Source organism: Hoeflea phototrophica DFL-43, from assembly GCF_000154705.2.
Classification (GTDB): domain Bacteria; phylum Pseudomonadota; class Alphaproteobacteria; order Rhizobiales; family Rhizobiaceae; genus Hoeflea; species Hoeflea phototrophica.
This window is the reverse complement of the sequence record NZ_CM002917.1, coordinates 986,634-1,002,661: the sequence shown is the minus strand read 5'-3', so window position 1 is coordinate 1,002,661 and position 16,028 is coordinate 986,634. Positions and strand designations below refer to the sequence as shown.

The following is a 16,028-nucleotide window of genomic DNA, read 5'->3' as shown; positions in this document are numbered from 1 at the left end:
TCCTGACTGCGCGATCAGTTCTCGTCGAAGACACGACGGCGAAGTTTCCACTCGCCGTTTTCATAAGCCCAGAGATGCGGCGAGCGGAAGCGGTTGGCCAGCGCATCGAAATAGTCACGGTCCATGACCGGCGCTTCGAACTGCTTGGACGCTTCCGGGAACTCCTTCTCGGGCAGGCTGAGATATTCCATCAGTTCGTCGGCAAAACGATCAGGGAATTCCCCATCGTAGCGACGCACAAGGGCCACACCCTCTTCGCGCTCGATATCGTTCGAGCGGATTTCCTGGGCAGCATCGTAGGTGGTGCGTCCGATGCCGAACTTGATGAAGGTCGTGTAGTAGTGCAGGTCGTCGATGCGGTCATCGATTGAATTGTACTTCGAATAGGTTCCGGGCGTGCGCTCGGGCGAGGCCTCGAAGCCGCCGTTCTCGACAGCAAAATAATAGGCCGCCTGAGGATGCCACTTGAGATAGTAGCCGAGGTAGTGCACCTCGATGCCCTTCTTGTTGAGCTCTTCCGGGTTGGACGGTCGATACACTTCGAGATCGACCGGGCGCACCTTGTAATCGTCAAGCAACGACTGGATGGAAGTTCCACCCAGAAAGATCTCGCTGTCGGCGGAATTCGAGAAGTAGGAAAAATTCCGCTTGGCGGAGGTATTGTCTGCAATAGGATTGCCGTACTCGGCTTCGTTCTCACCGTAGAAGATCAGCGGGATGTCCATGAGAGCCGCCATCTTGGGCGCATAGGACTTCTGTCCAAAGATGAACGGTTGGAACGGATGGAACAGGTTTTCCACTGCCAGGCGTGTGATCAGGCGCTTGACGCGGCCATTCGGAGTCAGAAGATAATTGTCAAACCCGGAATGAATCCAGCGCTGGAAGTTGCGCCAGCCCCATTCCGTGTAGACGTGCGGCGCCCAGGTTACCGTCAGCGGGTTCATGCCGAATTCGTATTTCAGCATCCATGACTGGTAGAAGCTGTCCTTACCGCCGGATCCGGGAACCAGGCAGTCGTAATGGCCGTTGCGCGAGCGGTACTTATCACACAGGACCTGCAATTCGCGGCGGCGCTCTTCCCAGTCGATGTCCCCATGCTTGCGCTCGGCCATGCGGCAGGCATCGCAAACACCCTCGGCATCGAAATTGATGGTCTGCTTCTTGCTGTCCTTGGTGTGCTTGTGCTCGATCGTCGAGTTGGGTCGCTGGTTCGAGATCACGCACTTCGAGCAAAAGGCCACACTCTGAGGCAGGCCATAATAGGTTTCTGGATCATCCTGACTGGACGCATACCTGTTCAAATCGATTTTATCTTTGCGTGGATCCGAATGGACAAAGCCCATGGAAAGTCCTGCCTTAAGTATGATCTCGTTTGGCGGTGGTTAACCGCAATCACGCGCGAGTGCAAGGCCAAAGCCCGCAGCTTCGCAGGTTCAATCTATATCCGCGTCTTCCACCGGCGAGAAGGCAACAACGTCCCGCGCAAGCGACTGGCCGACCAGCCCTCTGAGGCGGGCCGGCGGCAATCCTGTTTCCGGCCTTAGCGGTACCAGATCATCGATCGTGACAACATGGCCTCGAGGCAGATCGCGCAAGAATTTCAGGCCTTTTCTGACCAGCGACCGGGCTTCCATCTCGACCGGCCGCGGTGTCTTGACGCCGTCACCCCGAATGAGCTCGGCGCGGCGGATGTCGTCGACCATGGCCTTGAGTTCATCCGGTTCCAGGGAAGCTGCATGATCGGGCCCTTGCATGGTGCGATCAAGGGTGATGTGCTTCTCGATCAGCTGCGCACCGGCCGCGACCGCCATTGGCGCAACCAAGATGCCGGTGGTGTGATCCGAATAGCCGACGGCTTCACCGAGCTCGCTGGCCATCGTCCCCATCGCAGCCAAATTCACCTCTTCAAGCGGCGTTGGGTAGGCGGATGTGCAATGCAGCACGATCAGGTCACCATCATGATTGAGCCTGTCCCAGACGGTCCTGATCGTACGCACACATTCAGCAACCTCCTCAAGGGTGGCCATGCCGGTTGACAATACTATCGGCAGGCATGCTTCCGAGGAGGCTTCAACCAGCGGCGTGTTGGTGATCTCACCCGAAGCAATCTTGATCCGCTTGATCCCGAGATCGAGGAGCAGTTGCAGGGAGCCCTTGTCAAACCCGGTCGACATGAACTCGATCCCGCGAGCCGCGCAATGGGCCACCAATTCTTCGTGGTCCTCGAAGCTGAGTTCCAGAGCTTTGAGAAGCTTGTACTGGTCCAGATCAGCATCATTCTTTTTCTGATAGGCAACCGCCTGTGTTCCCTCAACGATCAGATCGTCGGCGCGGAACGTTTGAAACTTGGCGGCATCCGCCCCAGCATCCGCAGCAACATCTATGAGCCGCCGGGCGATGTCCATGTCGCCGTTGTGGTTGACTCCGATTTCGGCGATGACAAAGCATCTGTTCGAGCTCATTCAGCCCTCCTTGGGCAGTGTGGTAGTTTTCAACAGTCTCGCGGGCGTCCCGCCATAGATCCCCGGCTCAGAAATGTCGGTTGCCACCGAAGCCCCATTTCCGATGACGATACCGGTGCCGACACTCTTTCCATGGCGAATGCTCGCATTCGACCCGAGGAAAGAGTTTTCTCCAAGTCTGGCACCGCCCGCAAGAACAGACCCCGGTGCGAGATGCGCAAAGGCGGCCGCCTCGCTGTCATGCTCGACCACTGCATTGTGATTGACGATAACGCCATCGCCGATCCTAGCGAGAGTTGCTACCACCGCTCCGGCGCACACGGCAACCCCTCTGCCAATCAGCGCCGAAGGGCTTATAATGGCAGCGGGATGAAGGACGTTTGCGGGAACAAACCCCTTCTGCACGAATTCTTCAAAGAGCCGCCGCCGCAGGACGGGTTCGCCGACCGCGGCAATGAACTGCCAGTCCGCGGGCCGCGCATCCGCATTGGCTTCGCTTGCCACACAGGAGCAAAGCGGAAAGGCCCAATCAGCGGCCGCATGGGGGTCGATCACCAGCAACTGCGAAAACCGACCGCTCAGAAAGGCCGCCTCGGCAACCACCCTGCCGTGACTGCCGCCGCCAACGATCAGAAGACCCGGCAGGGAGCCACGACCCGCTGTCTTCGAGGTTTCGGCACTGTCACGGGTTCCTGACATGGTCTGGCAACTATCCTTTCCGGCACAAGCCTGGCAAATCGCAAAACGGCTTTCTTCCCAGCGAACCAAACTGCGCCTTCTCCAGCACCGAAACAATCCGGCCCGTCGCATTGCCCGGTCTGCCATAGGGAGGGGTTGTATCTTTCAAGCCGTTGCGGAAATCCGGGTCGAGCGCCCTGGCGATACCTGCCTTCATGTCCGCGGCGGTTTCAGCGACGTCGATGATGCTCTGCGCGCGCAGCCGCCCCTCCTGCCGTGTTCCGATATTGACCGTGGGAACATCAACCGCAGGGGCTTCGATGATGCCCGAGGATGAGTTGCCGATCACCATCGTCGCAGTCTTCATGGCCGCAAGATAACGCACCTGGCCAAGAGATGTAACCAGCCGCACCCGGTCTGGCCATTGCGCCGCGAAGCTTTCCAGCAGCTCGTTGATGCGGCGCCCACCCGGATCGGCATTGGCCTTGGTGATCACCAGCCTGAGCTCCGGAAAGGCTTCGAGCGCCTCCATAAGGGCTTCGAGACCGGCCAACGGGCCGGCTTTTTCCATGGTTGCCGGGTGATAGGTGACAAGTGCGTAGTCAGAGTCTTCGGGAAGATCGAGGTCAGCCATCAGATCGGCCTTCGACGGCAGATCCAGCCGAAGGAAATTGTCCAGCCCTACCGTCCCCACATTGAAAGTCCGGTCCGGCGCCTCGCCCATCTGGATGACCCGCTGCCGGTATTCTTCGGCAGCGGTGAAATGAAGGTGCGCCATTTTCGTGATGGCGTGCCGGAACACCTCGTCGATTGCGCCGAGGGTTACTTCCCCGCCATGGATGTGGCCGACAGGTATGTGCAGGAAAGTGGCCGCTGTCGCCGCCGCCAACGCCTCAAACCGGTCACCGAGCAGGATGAGGCAGTCCGGCCTGATTCCATCGAGCACCGACAGGAAGCCTTGTGTCGCGCGGACATAGGCCCGGCCCATGCCGGCATCGCTATCGTCCTCGTCCAGACAGGGCACCGTGGCATCGATTTCGAACCCGTCCTGCCTGATGAACCGAATGGTTTCGCCGAACTGCGGCGCCAGGTGCATGGCGGAGGCGATGATGCTGAGCTCGAACCGGGGGTGATCGCGGAGATCACGCATCAACCAGTAGAGGAGACCGTAGTCCGCTCTGGTTCCGGTCGCGATGCAGATGCGTGATCGGGTCATGGCCTCAACGATCGGCAATACAGTAGGTATGGGCAACTAAATCCGTGCACGTGAGTGCTCTATTTGTGGCTACTCTAGCGGGTTCCCTTGCCTGACAGACAAAGAGAATCCGGTCCGCTGGAGTTCCGAATTCGGGTTTGTATTCCTGACTGGTATCAAGGACAGCCACCTCATTGAGATCACGTTTTCGCACATCCTCAAATATGGTAAATTCAATCGGCCGCCTTTTCCAGCAGCGACACACCGCAGTGAACTCAACACCCGCGATCCATTCAAGCGCCTCGACGTATTGTGCTATCATCTCGCCAGCGCCGGTGAAAACTATTCGACATATCGTCGTTCCTTCATAGCAATACTCTCGGTAAAAACTGGGTATGTCTGGGGGTCCCGCCTAAAGTAGCCTACCCCGCGTGTCAATCGTATGTCTCGCATTCTGCGTCCGATTGATACATACAGGAGTGATTCGCCATAGCCTACGAGGAATAGGATATGAAAATATGCGTCGTCGCCGCGCGGTCAGGATCCAAAGAACTGCCCGACAAGAACATCAAGATGTTTGCGGGCAAACCATTGCTTGCGCACACGGTCGAGCAGGCGAAAGACTCCGGCATCTTCGACATCATCGCCGTGAGCAGCGACAGTGCGCACTATCTCGATATTGGGCGCGAGGCCGGGGCGAACCTGCTGATCAAACGTCCTGCCGAACTGGCGACTGATACAACTAGAAAGCCGCCGGTGCTGCGCCACGCTCTCACGCTGGCGGAAGCAGAAGCAGGTAGGAAAATGGAGCGGCTGTTTGATCTGCAGCCGACATCGCCACTGCGCGCACCCGGCGACATTCTGGGCGCTGCAAAGACTCTGGATTCGAGGCCGGATTTGTACAATGTCGTCTCGGTCTGCCGCGCCAAGGCCTCGCCTTACCAAACGCTTGTGGAGGAAGCCGAAAACGGGCGTGTGGAACTTTCCAAGCCACGCGACGCGCGCTACGGTCGCCGCCAGGACCTGCCAACGTGTTACGAACTCAACGGTTCCATCTACGCTTGGAGACGTCAACCAATTCTCGAAGAAATGCCTGCTCTCACAGAAAAGACCGGTTTTTGGCTGATGGCCGACGAATGTAATATTGACATCGACACATCACTCGATTTTGCCATTGCAGGGTTTATCGCGCGACACCATTTTGGATGGCCGGAAACGCGTTGAAATTCACTTAATGAAACCACGATGTAACGGTGCTGCACCCCGGAGTTGAGAGACCCATACCCTAGCCAAGAGCTTGAATTCAGTCTTTTCATAGCAGCATGGAGCCTAAAGTATATTACCCGCTGACGCCATTGCATTGGTTGCCTCTTTTGCTGTGTCATTTTGCCCGGCCAGTAGCTTTCCCCATTTCCGCTGTGACAAGATCAGGTTGCCAAAGACCGCACCCAGTTGTAGGAGGGCAGTGGATCGAACGGTGCCGACAGGGCAATGAGGCGCGATGCTATTCAATTCTTACGTGTTCTTGGGCCTTTTTCTGCCGCTGACCCTCATAGGATATTACAGTCTGCTTTCGGTCCACCGCCGCTCCGCTCTGGCTTGGGTCGTGGCCGCATCTCTTGTCTTCTACGGCTACTGGGATTGGCGCTTTCTGCCGCTAATATGTGGTTCGATCGCGTTCAACTACCTGCTAAGCCGCGTCATTGCGCGCTCATCATCCAGCCGGCCGCTTGCACTCGGCGTAGCCGTTAATCTGGCCGTCCTTGGCTTCTTCAAATACGCTTTGTTCCTGCTGGAGGTTGCCGGCCTAGCTGAGAACGCTCCACAAGTGCTGCGCAACGTGATCCTTCCGCTCGGCATATCCTTCTGGACATTCCAGCAGATCGCCTATCTGGTCGACGTTCACCGGCGACGCGTTACTCCCGCACCGATCGACGCCCACGCCTTCTCGATGCTGTTTTTCCCGCATCTGATCGCGGGGCCGATACTTCTCTATGTGAACATCTCCCGTCAGTATCTCCGGCCGGCCTGGCCGTCTGGCTTTCTGGCCCGGTCATTCGAAGTGGGCGTTTTGATCTTTGCGATTGGGCTGTTCAAGAAGGTGGGGATAGCCGACAGTCTGGCACCCTTCGCTGAACCTGTCTTCGCTCGCGCCGCAACCGACATTGTCTCCCCGTCTGACGCATGGATCGGCGCCATTGCCTACAGCCTTCAGCTCTACTTCGACTTTTCAGGCTATTCCGACATGGCCTATGGCCTTGCCCGGATGTTTGGCTTCCGCATCCCGATCAACTTCCTGTCACCCTACAAGGCCGTCAGCATCCTCGATTTCTGGCAGCGCTGGCACCGGTCGCTGACGGATTTTTTCAGAAGCTACGTCTACATCCCGCTCGGAGGCAATCGCGTCCGTCTTCCTCGACAGATTGGAAATGTCCTCTTTGTCTTTCTGCTCACTGGCTTTTGGCACGGCGCTGGCTGGACGTTCATCGCCTGGGGCGCGGGGCACGGAATTCTTGTTGCGGCAGCGCATCTTTGGCGCAGGATGCGCCCCGTCTGGACAGCCAGTATTCCCGCCTTCATCAGGCTCACAGCCTCACGGATCACAACCATCCTCGCTATACTGCTCCTCTGGGTGCTGTTCCGTGCCGAAGGATTCGATGATGCAATGCGCGTGTATTCGGGGATGGCGTTCCAGACCGAGGAATGGACTAGCGTCGTGTTCCCCGACCTGGGCATGTATCGAGACATCCCACTCATACTAGGCGTCGTCGGAGCCGGCGCACTGCTGCTGCCTAACACGTTCGAGATCAGTCGCATGGTCCGCCGGTTGGTTGCAAACCGGGGACCGCTCGCGCCTGGCGTAGCGGCAGGATCCGCACTCGTTGGGTTATCGCTCTATGTGGCAATCGCCTCGCTCACACGCGAGGAAGCCACGTTCCTCTACTACAACTTCTGATATGCTGATCGCACGCATCCTTTTTTCGACTTTCATCGCCGCCGCAACGGCCGGTGTCGCACACGTTGCCTTCAGCGCAGCGGCGACCTACATGATGACGAGTTACGACAAACGGATGTTTGATGTTCGTGAGTTTCCCGATGGCGGAGACTATGCGGCCCTCGTTGGAGGGTACCTTCAATCCCGCAACATACGCGACAAAACGGTCGTGGCCGGTTCCTCGTTCTCGTTCGGCTATCCCTTCGCAGCGGAACTTTCTACCGCCACGTTGATGGGTGCAGGCACAGTCAATGCAAGCGTAATAGGATTCGGACTCGAGGGCATTGGCAAGATCGTTCTGTGCGAAATGCGGAAACGCAGTCTTCGAGCGTCTCGGCTGGTTGTAGAGGTGCCTCTCATTAATGAGGTTGCGGCGATTAAAGCATACACGCGGCCATACGCTGATTGCCCGCCCGTTAGCCCCACGCTTCTTCAATTTGCGCTCGAGGCCCCAATCGGCCTTCAATGGGTAGACTTGCTGACCGACCGTTATCGAAGCGCGATACCAAACGAAAAGATATCCATAGCTCCGGTCCCCGACGACTACTTTGCCACTGCGGAGCAGTTTGCCGCCATCAAGGATGAGCTTCACGCGCGAATGGCAGATACCTACGCGTTGGCCCGCGAGGTTTCCGACGAAGCCTATCTCTTCGTCACCCCGGTCTACATTCCCGGCGTTGCGGAAGCTGGGCGAGACGCTGAAAACGTGCGGCGACAGTTCGACTTTGCCCAATCTGCTTGCATCGACATCGCCGGTGATCGATGCATTCGAACAGACACGATGTTGGAAGAACCGGCCTACTACAGCAATTTGACTCACCTCGGCTCGGAAGGTGCCACCTATCTGGCGCACTTAGTAAATAGTCGCATGAGAGTCCCCGACTTCTGACTACGTGATCGGCGTACATGACGCGAAACCCAAAATACACTATGGCTCCGCCAATGAAGGCTTGCGGTCAATGGAAGCTCATCGAAATCGGATTTGGCAGTCGTATGCCCCCTGGAAAATCCCCCAGCCGGGTGGTCCAAAACCGGGTCCTACGTCAAACGCAGCCTTGATGCCCACTTGTGCATCGGAGACAGCAAGATTCTCGCTGCGCAGGCCTCGCCTGGTCAGCTTGCGAAGGAACTCGGCCCAGATCGGCTCGGCCTGGGACGTGCCGATCTCCATACCACGCATTCTTGTACGGTATATTACATGCTGACGGATATGCGCTTTTTAATTGGATCAGCATAAGAAATCTCAGGCCTCCCATAACCCTTGTTTCGAGGTCTCTGTAAACATCCATCGGCATTGACTCTGCGTTCAGGTGTTCGTATCAGCTTCACGCTGCGCCTAGACGCTTCTAGGAAAGTGCCAACGTATTTAGGGGGTCGTATGCGGGCCAGGCGTTGAATGACACTGACCAATGATCCATTTCGCCGCCTATATGGTGACGTTCCGTGCGGAGGGAAGTCCTGCTGCACAGTACCAAGATTTTGGAGTTTTCGATGAAAATGGTTGGATATCCGGCCCTAGTGGACCAAAGAAATTATAGTCCTGATCTAGCGGATCCGGAAGCCTACTACGGGCTTCCTCAGGACATAATCTTCTGTGCAAATTGCGGTTACAGCAACCAGAAGCCGAATTCGGATAAAGAATACAAACATACTCGGCAATCGAAAAAGCCAACAGTCGCTTTCGATGAACAGGGCGTATGTTCTGCGTGCCGCGTCGCGGAAAAAAAAGCTGCTATCGATTGGGCAGAGCGGCAGCAGCAGTTGCGGGAACTGTGCGACCGTTATCGTCGTACCGATGGTGGTTATGACTGCATTGTGCCAGGGTCGGGTGGCAAAGATAGTTTTTATGCGGCCCACAAGCTGAAGTACGAGTATGGGATGAACCCTTTAACCGTGACATGGTCCCCGCATATTTACACGGACTGGGGGTGGCGCAACTTCCAAGCTTGGATTCATGCCGGATTTGACAACTACCTATTTACACCGAATGGACGAGTGCATCGACTGCTGACTCGCTTGGCGCTTGAGCAGATGTTTCACCCCTTTCAACCATTCATTATGGGACAGATGTATTTCCCGCCGAAAATTGCAGCTCAGCTGAATATTCCATTGGTGTTCTACGGTGAAAATCCAACCGAATACGGAAATGCCGCTGCCGCGGACAGCAAGGCCACGAAGGACTGGGACTATTTTACCTCGCAGGACAAATCTGCCATCCACCTGGCAGGGACGCCAATTTTAGATCTGCGAGAGAGTTTCGGCCTAACTGATCATGATCTGGCACCATACATGCCACCGAACCCCGAAGACCTGAAGGCCGCGAACATTGACGTACACTATCTGGGCTACTATTTGCCTTGGCACCCGCAAGAATGCTACTATTATTCGGTAGAGCATGGCGGATTTCAGGCTGCGCCGGAGCGCACTGCAGGTACTTACAGCAAGTACAGCTCGATAGACGACAAGATCGATGATCTTCATTACTATACGACCTTTATTAAATTTGGCATAGGTCGCGCTACCTACGATTCTTCGCAAGAAGTCCGTAATGGCGAACTTGATCGCGATGAGGCGATTCGTCTCATTCGTCGCTTTGATGGCGAGTATTCCACCCGGTTCGAGAAGGAAAATTTCGAATATCTCTCGCTCCCAGAAACTCAATTTCCGGTCGCTTCGAAGATTTTCGAGCAGCCCATTATGGATAGGGTCTATTTCGAGCGATTGACTGATAGTTTCCGATCGCCTCACCTTTGGAAGATTGAGGGCAACAAATGGAAATTACGCAGGACAGTTTATGACGGTCTTGACGACTGATACGAGGAGCTTCAGGCGCCAGATAGAAAACTACGAATTCGGTTAGTGAGGTATTGGACTTGGGTTTTCTGGTGAAGCGCTTGCTTTCAAATTCATTGAGCCCAGAAGGCTTGTCCTTCATCAAGGATCAGCTCTGGCCTCGACGGTTCAAGGTAGCTGGACTTCTGACATTAAGCTTGTTTGCAGCTATTATCGAGATGACAGGCTTGGGCCTTGTGTTCCCGCTGTTGATTCTGATTGTCGAGCCGCACCAGATAGAACGTTTTCAGTTTCTTGTTTGGTTAACAGGCACCTTAGGTATTGACGCTGGAACAAGTACATCCATTTTTCTGATTGCTTTAATTGGCGGGATTATGGTTGCCAAAAATGCCTACATGCTAATCTTCAATCGCTTGCAATATTCATTGTTGGCTCAGTGGAAAACCGAGCTTAGCTATCGTTTGATGAGGGTTTATATATTTTCAGATTTTGAATTGCATCTATCTAAATCCAGCTCGGAAATCATTCGCAACATATCCTTAACGGCAGCCGTGTTTGATCAATACATAACCGCAATAATTAGTTTGACCACAAACGGCATAATGCTAACAGCCCTTGGTCTGCTCTTGTTTGCCTTCCTTCCTGGGGAAAGCATCTACGGATTGATTGCAATTTTTGTTATAGCTGTGATGATTTACTATTTTATGCGTCGTCGATTTGAGGATATTGGCAGGGAAATGAACTCAATCTTCCAACGTCGTCAGTCCATCCTACGTCAATCAATCGGTATGATTAAAGAAACAAAGCTTCTCGCGCGCGAAAGCTTTTTTCTGGAAAGCTTCAAGACAGTAGAAGGCCGAAACTTCAATCGTCAGGCACATTACAACTTCTTGTCCAGCTTCCCACCTCTTGCAATAGAGGGTGCAGTGATTTTAGCAATTCTCTCGCTTGTTGGATACATTTTGATATTGTCGGGTAGTCAACCGGTCGGTTTCGCAATCTTGGGCGTGATGGCGGCCACGCTGTTCCGCGTAGCACCCCTTGTCAATCGCATCCTGACCGGCTTGCAGATGATGAATCTGAGCAAAAACTCGGTTGAAATTGTCGCCAAGGAGTTGTCGGACCAAGAGGGAAAGGTTTATCAACCCACTGTCGAACCCAAAGCCCTGAGTTTCAAGCACCAACTGCGACTTGAGGGAGTTAGTTATTCTTACCCAACCGGGAACGCGCCAGCGGTCAGAAACGTATCGGTGGAAATTCCGCGCAATGGCATTATCGGCATTACGGGGACCTCTGGGTCGGGCAAGAGTACGCTGGTGACATTGATGATGGGTCTGTTGCGGCCCCAATGTGGCTCCATCAAGGTGGACGGCGATATGCTCAATTCACAGGAAGCATTGCGCGCCTGGCATCGACATATTGGTTACGTGCCGCAAAGCGTCTTCTTGATCGAAGACAGCATAGCCCGCAACGTGGCATTTGCAGCAGGAGCGGAAGAGCTAGACGAAGGACGTATTCGTTCCACGCTTGAGGTCGTTCAGTTGTGGGATTTCGTGCAATCGCTTCCCAACGGCATGCATGAATTTGTCGGCGAGGATGGCAACCGTTTGTCTGGCGGACAGAGGCAGCGCCTTGGAATTGCCAGGGCGCTCTACGCTGATCCGGAGGTGCTTGTTCTCGACGAGGCAACATCGGCATTGGACGCAGCGATTGAAAAGGCGTTTACCGACAGCCTGATGCGACTTCGCGGGTCGCGTACGATCATCATCATTGCACACAGGTTGAGCACTCTGCGGGAATGTGATCAGGTCATCATGATGGAGAAGGGCGAGGTGATTGACATGGCGTCCTTTGAGACACTGGAAAGTCGGTGCCCCTCGTTCAAGCAACTTGTAGATCTGTCCCGCCTCGATAAGTTGCCGTCATGAGCAACGCGTCAGCGGCCAGAGTCATTGCGGTCATACCCGCACGCGGCGGCTCAAAGGGATTGCTCCGAAAAAACCTGAGAATGCTGGGCGGCATCCCTCTCGTCGTCCATTCGATCCGCGCCGCACAGGAAGCCGAGCTGGTCGATCTCGTGATCGTGTCGACCGAGGATGCCGAGATCGCCGACGTCGCGGAGGCCCATGGTGCGCAGGTCGTACAGCGCCCCCCGGAACTTGCCACGGATACGGCCCAGAACGACGCGGTCTTCCGTCATGCCCTGGAAACAGTCCGCGTTCCGGCTCATGTCCGCGATATCGCCGTACTCCTCCAGCCGACGTCACCTCTTCGCCGGGCTCGGGACATCGACGCCTGCGTCGCCCTTTTCAGGCAGGGGGGCGTCGAAACGGTCCTCTCCGTGTGTGAGGTCGATGTGCATCCCGGAAAATGCGTTTATATCAGGGATGGAAGGATCGAGCCTTTCACGAACGACTGGGACATGGAGGCGCGTCGTCAGGACATGCAGGCGGTTTATCGGCAGAATGGCGCGGTTTACGTCGTTGAAGCCGATAATTTCATGACGAACGGACGATTTTACAGAAAACCGTGTGGTGCCTATGAAATGGACCGGCGTGACAGTATCGATATAGATGACGAGTTGGATCTGCAGTTGGCCGAGAACCTGCTGAAGCTGAGAGGCGTGGATAAGAGATGACGACTTCCGCAAAATACAGCAATCATGGCCATTACATCAAGGAAGGCTGGAGTCGGGAGCCAAAAGAGAGTTTCAAGGCCGCCTGGAACATCATCTCTTCGTCAATCGACAAGGACGTTGCAAAGGTTCTGGACGTGGGATGTGCTACCGGCGAGTTCGTTGGCTTTCTCTCGAAATGCATGCCGGAGGCTCATTTTGTCGGCGTTGATGTGACTGAAGATCTTCTGGAAGAGGGGCGCAGGCTGCTGCCGCAGGCTGAGTTCGTCAATGCTTCTGCCTTGGCGCTCCCGAGCGAGCTCAAGGATTTTGATATCGTCTGTGCCATTGGCTGCATGTCGATCTTTGACGAGACACAGATTGAAGCGTTCTGGGACAATCTGCTCGGTGCAGTCAGGCCGGGTGGGCTTATTCTGGTCCTTTCACCGCTAAACGAGTTCGGTGTCGATGCCATGATCAGGCATCGCAAGAGACCCAACGGCGCGGCAGGAGATTGGGAAAGCGGCTGGAACATTTTCTCTCAGGATACCATCCGTGAGATCCTTCAGGCCCGCGGCATTGATCTTGTGCTGGAGCGCTTTGAATTGCCAATCGATTTGCCGCCAAGCGCCGATCCAATTCGAACCTGGACGATGGCGACGGAAAAACGCGAACGCCAGCTCACCAATGGACTGAAGCTTCTTGTCGACCATTACTTCATGGTTTGCAAGGTCAAGGACTGATCTGGCCATCATGGATAGTCGAGGCCGGCCACTCGCTTTTTTTGTTGGAAACATCGGAAGCTTCCGGCTGCAACGGTATCTGTTGAAGTATTGCCTTCATCAGGGACGAAAGGTCGTCGTCCTATTTAACGGTCCCGAGAATCCGGTATTTCAGGAAATCAAGTCCGAAGCGGCTTGCTTGAATATCGAGTGCATCGCCACCGAACAGTTCTCCGGTAGCTGGAAAAACCTGAAATCCTTCAGGACAACAGGTGTCCCACTGATAACCCGCTTACTGAGCGCGTTTCCATTCAACAGGTGGGTGAACGGGCGCTGGCCTCAGGTCGGGCTTTCCCTTGACAGCTTCATGCTGCTGGACTCTGTTTCCCCCTGCGCGCTCGTTGTGTCCGAGGACGGCGTCTCGACCTCCCAGTTTGTTTTGAATGCGGCGAAACGTATGGGCATTCCAGTTGTGGATGTGCCTTATGGCAACGCGACACGCCAGGATTTTGATATCGATATCGAGCGAAAGGTGTCCGAGGGGAATTGCATCACGACCGAGGGCGTAAAAGGTTGGCTCTTAAGTAAGTTCGCCCCTCAGTGGCTCAAGACCGGCAAGCATGCAGGGCAGCTTATGTTTCCCCAGTCATATATTCTGAAACAGGAATTGCTGGGAATATCGATCAGAGACCCCTGGATCGTGCACGGAGGAGCGTCCGACAGGCTTTGTGCAGAAAATTCCTTGGCTTTGCAGCAGTATCTCGAAGAGGGAATCCCGCGGGAGAAAATTTCTCTGACCGGCTCTCCCTATAGTGATTGTATGTTGGAGGGGCTGGCCGAGGACAGCCAGGCTTCCAGCGCCTTCCTCAAATCCCGCTACATTGTGTCTGGCCGGCCCAGAGTGCTGGTTTCCTGGCCGCCAAGCTATCATTCGATCTTCCCGGGCAGAAACGAATTTTCGACCTATGAGGAAATGACGGTCGATATTCTGGACTTTGTCAGCACATTGCGGGATTGCGACCTTACGGTTTCGGTTCATCCCGCAGCCGATGCAAAAGTCCACGAGTTGCTGAATGGTATTGGTATCAGCACATCTGCGGACGATGTGATCAGGCTCCTTCCCTGCAACGATATCTTCATTACCTATTTTTCGAGCAGTATCCGCTGGGCACTGGGCGCAGGAAAAGTCGTGCTGAACTACGATGCCTATCGAATTGGCCTGGACAATTACAGCTCTGCACCAGGCTTTTGGACCACGGCGGAGAGTGCGCAGTTGAAAACAAGGCTTGCAGAGCTGGTGGCGAACGAAGCGGAGTTCGCGCGTCTGGCCGGCGCGCAGGCGGCCGACGCTCCGAACTGGGGCTTCCTTGACGGAAAGTGCAACGAACGAATTCTGGCAGAAATAGACCAACTGATGGAAAAGCACATTGGTGGGCACTGAACCGAATACAGGAGTATTCATGCGACGTTTTCATTTGGGTCCTTTTGAACTTTCCCACGAGAATCCCCCGGTCTTCCTGGCAGAGATCGGTGGCTTTTTCGGACAGGACTACAATCTGGCGCGAGCGATGATTCTTCGCATTATCGCTGCTGGCCGCGAGGTGCCGCATCAACCGCTCATCCTCAAGACCGAAATTCTGCACGATGCGGAAATCTGTCTACCGGGCGATACGCTTGAGACCTATTCCTCCAAGGATGGAAGGGTTCAACAGGAGAATTATCGTGCTCTGATCGAGCGCAAGGTATTCCCGCTCGAACATTACGCCAAGCTGTTTGGACTGTGCAGGGCGGAAAACACCCCGTTCATCGTTTCGGTATATGACTTTGCAGGTGCCGATTTCGCGGTGCAGTCTGGAGCTGCTGCGCTCAAGATCGCCTCCGGCAATCTTGTCCATGTGCCGCTGATCCGCCATTGCGCGAGCAAGGGTATTCCACTGCTGCTGGATACCGGGCGTTCCAATATTGCAGAGGTTCATCGGGCGGTGGCGGTTGCGCGCGCGGCGGGCTGCGTGGATATCGTCCTGCAACACAGCCCTGACGGACACCCGGCCTTGCCAAAGGCCCACAATCTACGGATCCTGCAGACCTACAATAATGTCTTCAGCCTGCCGTCCAGCATATCCGATCACCATGTGGGTGTTGAGATGCTCTATCTGTCCGTTGCCCTCGGTGCGACGGTGTTGGAGAAGGGTGTTCACGTTGCGCCCGATGATCTCGACATCGACATTTCGCATACATTCAGCATGGATAGCTTGCCTGAGGTTTTGCGGACCGTCTATAACTGCTGGCAGGCGTTGGGCAAGCCTGTTCGCGATGCGAACATGAAGATCGACGGTGTGATCGGCACCTCCCAACGTCAGTGCCTGGTCGCTAAAAGGGACCTCGTTCCCGGTGACACAATCGGCCTTGATACCGTGCGGTTCGCCTTTCCTTGCCGCGGCATTCCGGTCGAACAGTGGGATTTGGTAGATGGATGGAAAATTACGGCCTCGATCCAAGCCGGGACGCCAATCCGCTGGTCGGACGCAAAGTGCGACGCTCGTTAGAAGTCCGTCCTGGAGCGGACTGA

At 55.2% G+C, this 16,028-nt stretch carries 13 protein-coding genes and 1 pseudogene; 9 read left to right on the top strand and 5 right to left on the bottom strand.

The annotated features are described in order from the left end of the window. Positions 1–14: 14 nt before the first annotated feature. The 4 genes from HPDFL43_RS04715 to neuC all read right to left on the bottom strand — a co-directional run bounded on the left by HPDFL43_RS04715 (position 15) and on the right by neuC (position 4,356). Positions 15–1,301 carry an N-acetyl sugar amidotransferase gene (locus tag HPDFL43_RS04715; protein ID WP_245271099.1) on the bottom strand — a complete coding sequence of 429 codons (1,287 nt, stop codon included), beginning with the start codon at positions 1,299–1,301 and terminating at the stop codon, positions 15–17. A 132-nt stretch (positions 1,302–1,433) separates the two neighbouring features. Beyond that, complete coding sequence (locus HPDFL43_RS04710; RefSeq protein WP_007196119.1) at positions 1,434–2,462, bottom strand: N-acetylneuraminate synthase family protein; 1,029 nt, start codon at positions 2,460–2,462, stop codon at positions 1,434–1,436. Further along, positions 2,463–3,161, bottom strand: a complete 699-nt coding sequence (locus HPDFL43_RS21260) for a NeuD/PglB/VioB family sugar acetyltransferase (protein WP_007196118.1) — start codon at positions 3,159–3,161, stop codon at positions 2,463–2,465. Positions 3,162–3,171: 10 nt separating this feature from the next. Beyond that, on the bottom strand, positions 3,172–4,356 hold the full coding sequence (gene neuC / locus HPDFL43_RS04700; RefSeq protein ID WP_007196117.1) for a UDP-N-acetylglucosamine 2-epimerase: 1,185 nt from the start codon (positions 4,354–4,356) through the stop codon (positions 3,172–3,174). 489 nt (positions 4,357–4,845) lie between these two features. Here neuC and HPDFL43_RS04690 point away from each other — a divergent pair, with 489 nt between their 5' ends. From HPDFL43_RS04690 to HPDFL43_RS04680, 3 genes are all read left to right on the top strand, one after another. After that, complete coding sequence (locus tag HPDFL43_RS04690) at positions 4,846–5,559, top strand: acylneuraminate cytidylyltransferase family protein (protein ID WP_007196115.1); 714 nt, start codon at positions 4,846–4,848, stop codon at positions 5,557–5,559. A 277-nt stretch (positions 5,560–5,836) separates the two neighbouring features. After that, positions 5,837–7,291, top strand: a complete 1,455-nt coding sequence (locus tag HPDFL43_RS04685; RefSeq protein ID WP_007196114.1) for an MBOAT family O-acyltransferase — start codon at positions 5,837–5,839, stop codon at positions 7,289–7,291. 1 nt (position 7,292) lies between these two features. Then, positions 7,293–8,219 (top strand): hypothetical protein, encoded by a 927-nt coding sequence (locus tag HPDFL43_RS04680; RefSeq protein ID WP_007196113.1) that lies wholly within the window; start codon positions 7,293–7,295, stop codon positions 8,217–8,219. Between the two features lie 159 nt (positions 8,220–8,378). Here HPDFL43_RS04680 and HPDFL43_RS21875 read toward each other — a convergent pair. Further along, positions 8,379–8,519 (bottom strand): annotated as a pseudogene (locus HPDFL43_RS21875) (transposase); the annotation flags it as partial. A gap of 302 nt (positions 8,520–8,821) precedes the next feature. On the opposite strand from HPDFL43_RS21875, the gene HPDFL43_RS04670 reads away from it, so the two are divergent. Genes HPDFL43_RS04670 through HPDFL43_RS04645 form a run of 6 tightly spaced genes read left to right on the top strand, consistent with a single transcriptional unit; the run spans position 8,822 to position 16,005 of the window. Next, on the top strand, positions 8,822–10,144 hold the full coding sequence (locus HPDFL43_RS04670) for an N-acetyl sugar amidotransferase (RefSeq protein WP_007196111.1): 1,323 nt from the start codon (positions 8,822–8,824) through the stop codon (positions 10,142–10,144). Positions 10,145–10,203: 59 nt separating this feature from the next. Then, entirely contained in the window at positions 10,204–12,051 is a 1,848-nt protein-coding gene (locus HPDFL43_RS04665; RefSeq protein ID WP_156970193.1) for an ABC transporter ATP-binding protein, read from the top strand. Beyond that, positions 12,048–12,761, top strand: a complete 714-nt coding sequence (locus HPDFL43_RS04660; protein WP_007196109.1) for an acylneuraminate cytidylyltransferase family protein — start codon at positions 12,048–12,050, stop codon at positions 12,759–12,761. The genes HPDFL43_RS04665 and HPDFL43_RS04660 overlap by 4 nt, the downstream gene beginning before the upstream one ends. Beyond that, positions 12,758–13,480, top strand: a complete 723-nt coding sequence (locus tag HPDFL43_RS04655; protein WP_007196108.1) for a class I SAM-dependent methyltransferase — start codon at positions 12,758–12,760, stop codon at positions 13,478–13,480. Before HPDFL43_RS04660 ends, HPDFL43_RS04655 begins: the two co-directional genes overlap by 4 nt. After that, complete coding sequence (locus tag HPDFL43_RS04650) at positions 13,440–14,900, top strand: hypothetical protein (RefSeq protein WP_156970192.1); 1,461 nt, start codon at positions 13,440–13,442, stop codon at positions 14,898–14,900. The genes HPDFL43_RS04655 and HPDFL43_RS04650 overlap by 41 nt, the downstream gene beginning before the upstream one ends. A 19-nt stretch (positions 14,901–14,919) precedes the next feature. Further along, complete coding sequence (locus tag HPDFL43_RS04645; RefSeq protein ID WP_040449069.1) at positions 14,920–16,005, top strand: N-acetylneuraminate synthase family protein; 1,086 nt, start codon at positions 14,920–14,922, stop codon at positions 16,003–16,005. Positions 16,006–16,028 lie beyond the last annotated feature (23 nt).

What these genes read in the sequence shown, in the direction of transcription:
- HPDFL43_RS04710 (WP_007196119.1), bottom strand. Translation starts at nt 2,462, where the DNA reads ATGAGCTCGAACAGATGCTTTGTCATCGCCGAAATCGGAGTCAACCAC.
- HPDFL43_RS21260 (WP_007196118.1), bottom strand. Translation starts at nt 3,161, where the DNA reads ATGTCAGGAACCCGTGACAGTGCCGAAACCTCGAAGACAGCGGGTCGT.
- neuC (WP_007196117.1), bottom strand. Translation starts at nt 4,356, where the DNA reads ATGACCCGATCACGCATCTGCATCGCGACCGGAACCAGAGCGGACTAC.
- HPDFL43_RS04690 (WP_007196115.1), top strand. Translation starts at nt 4,846, where the DNA reads ATGAAAATATGCGTCGTCGCCGCGCGGTCAGGATCCAAAGAACTGCCC.
- HPDFL43_RS04685 (WP_007196114.1), top strand. Translation starts at nt 5,837, where the DNA reads ATGCTATTCAATTCTTACGTGTTCTTGGGCCTTTTTCTGCCGCTGACC.
- HPDFL43_RS04680 (WP_007196113.1), top strand. Translation starts at nt 7,293, where the DNA reads ATGCTGATCGCACGCATCCTTTTTTCGACTTTCATCGCCGCCGCAACG.
- HPDFL43_RS04670 (WP_007196111.1), top strand. Translation starts at nt 8,822, where the DNA reads ATGAAAATGGTTGGATATCCGGCCCTAGTGGACCAAAGAAATTATAGT.
- HPDFL43_RS04660 (WP_007196109.1), top strand. Translation starts at nt 12,048, where the DNA reads ATGAGCAACGCGTCAGCGGCCAGAGTCATTGCGGTCATACCCGCACGC.
- HPDFL43_RS04655 (WP_007196108.1), top strand. Translation starts at nt 12,758, where the DNA reads ATGACGACTTCCGCAAAATACAGCAATCATGGCCATTACATCAAGGAA.
- HPDFL43_RS04645 (WP_040449069.1), top strand. Translation starts at nt 14,920, where the DNA reads ATGCGACGTTTTCATTTGGGTCCTTTTGAACTTTCCCACGAGAATCCC.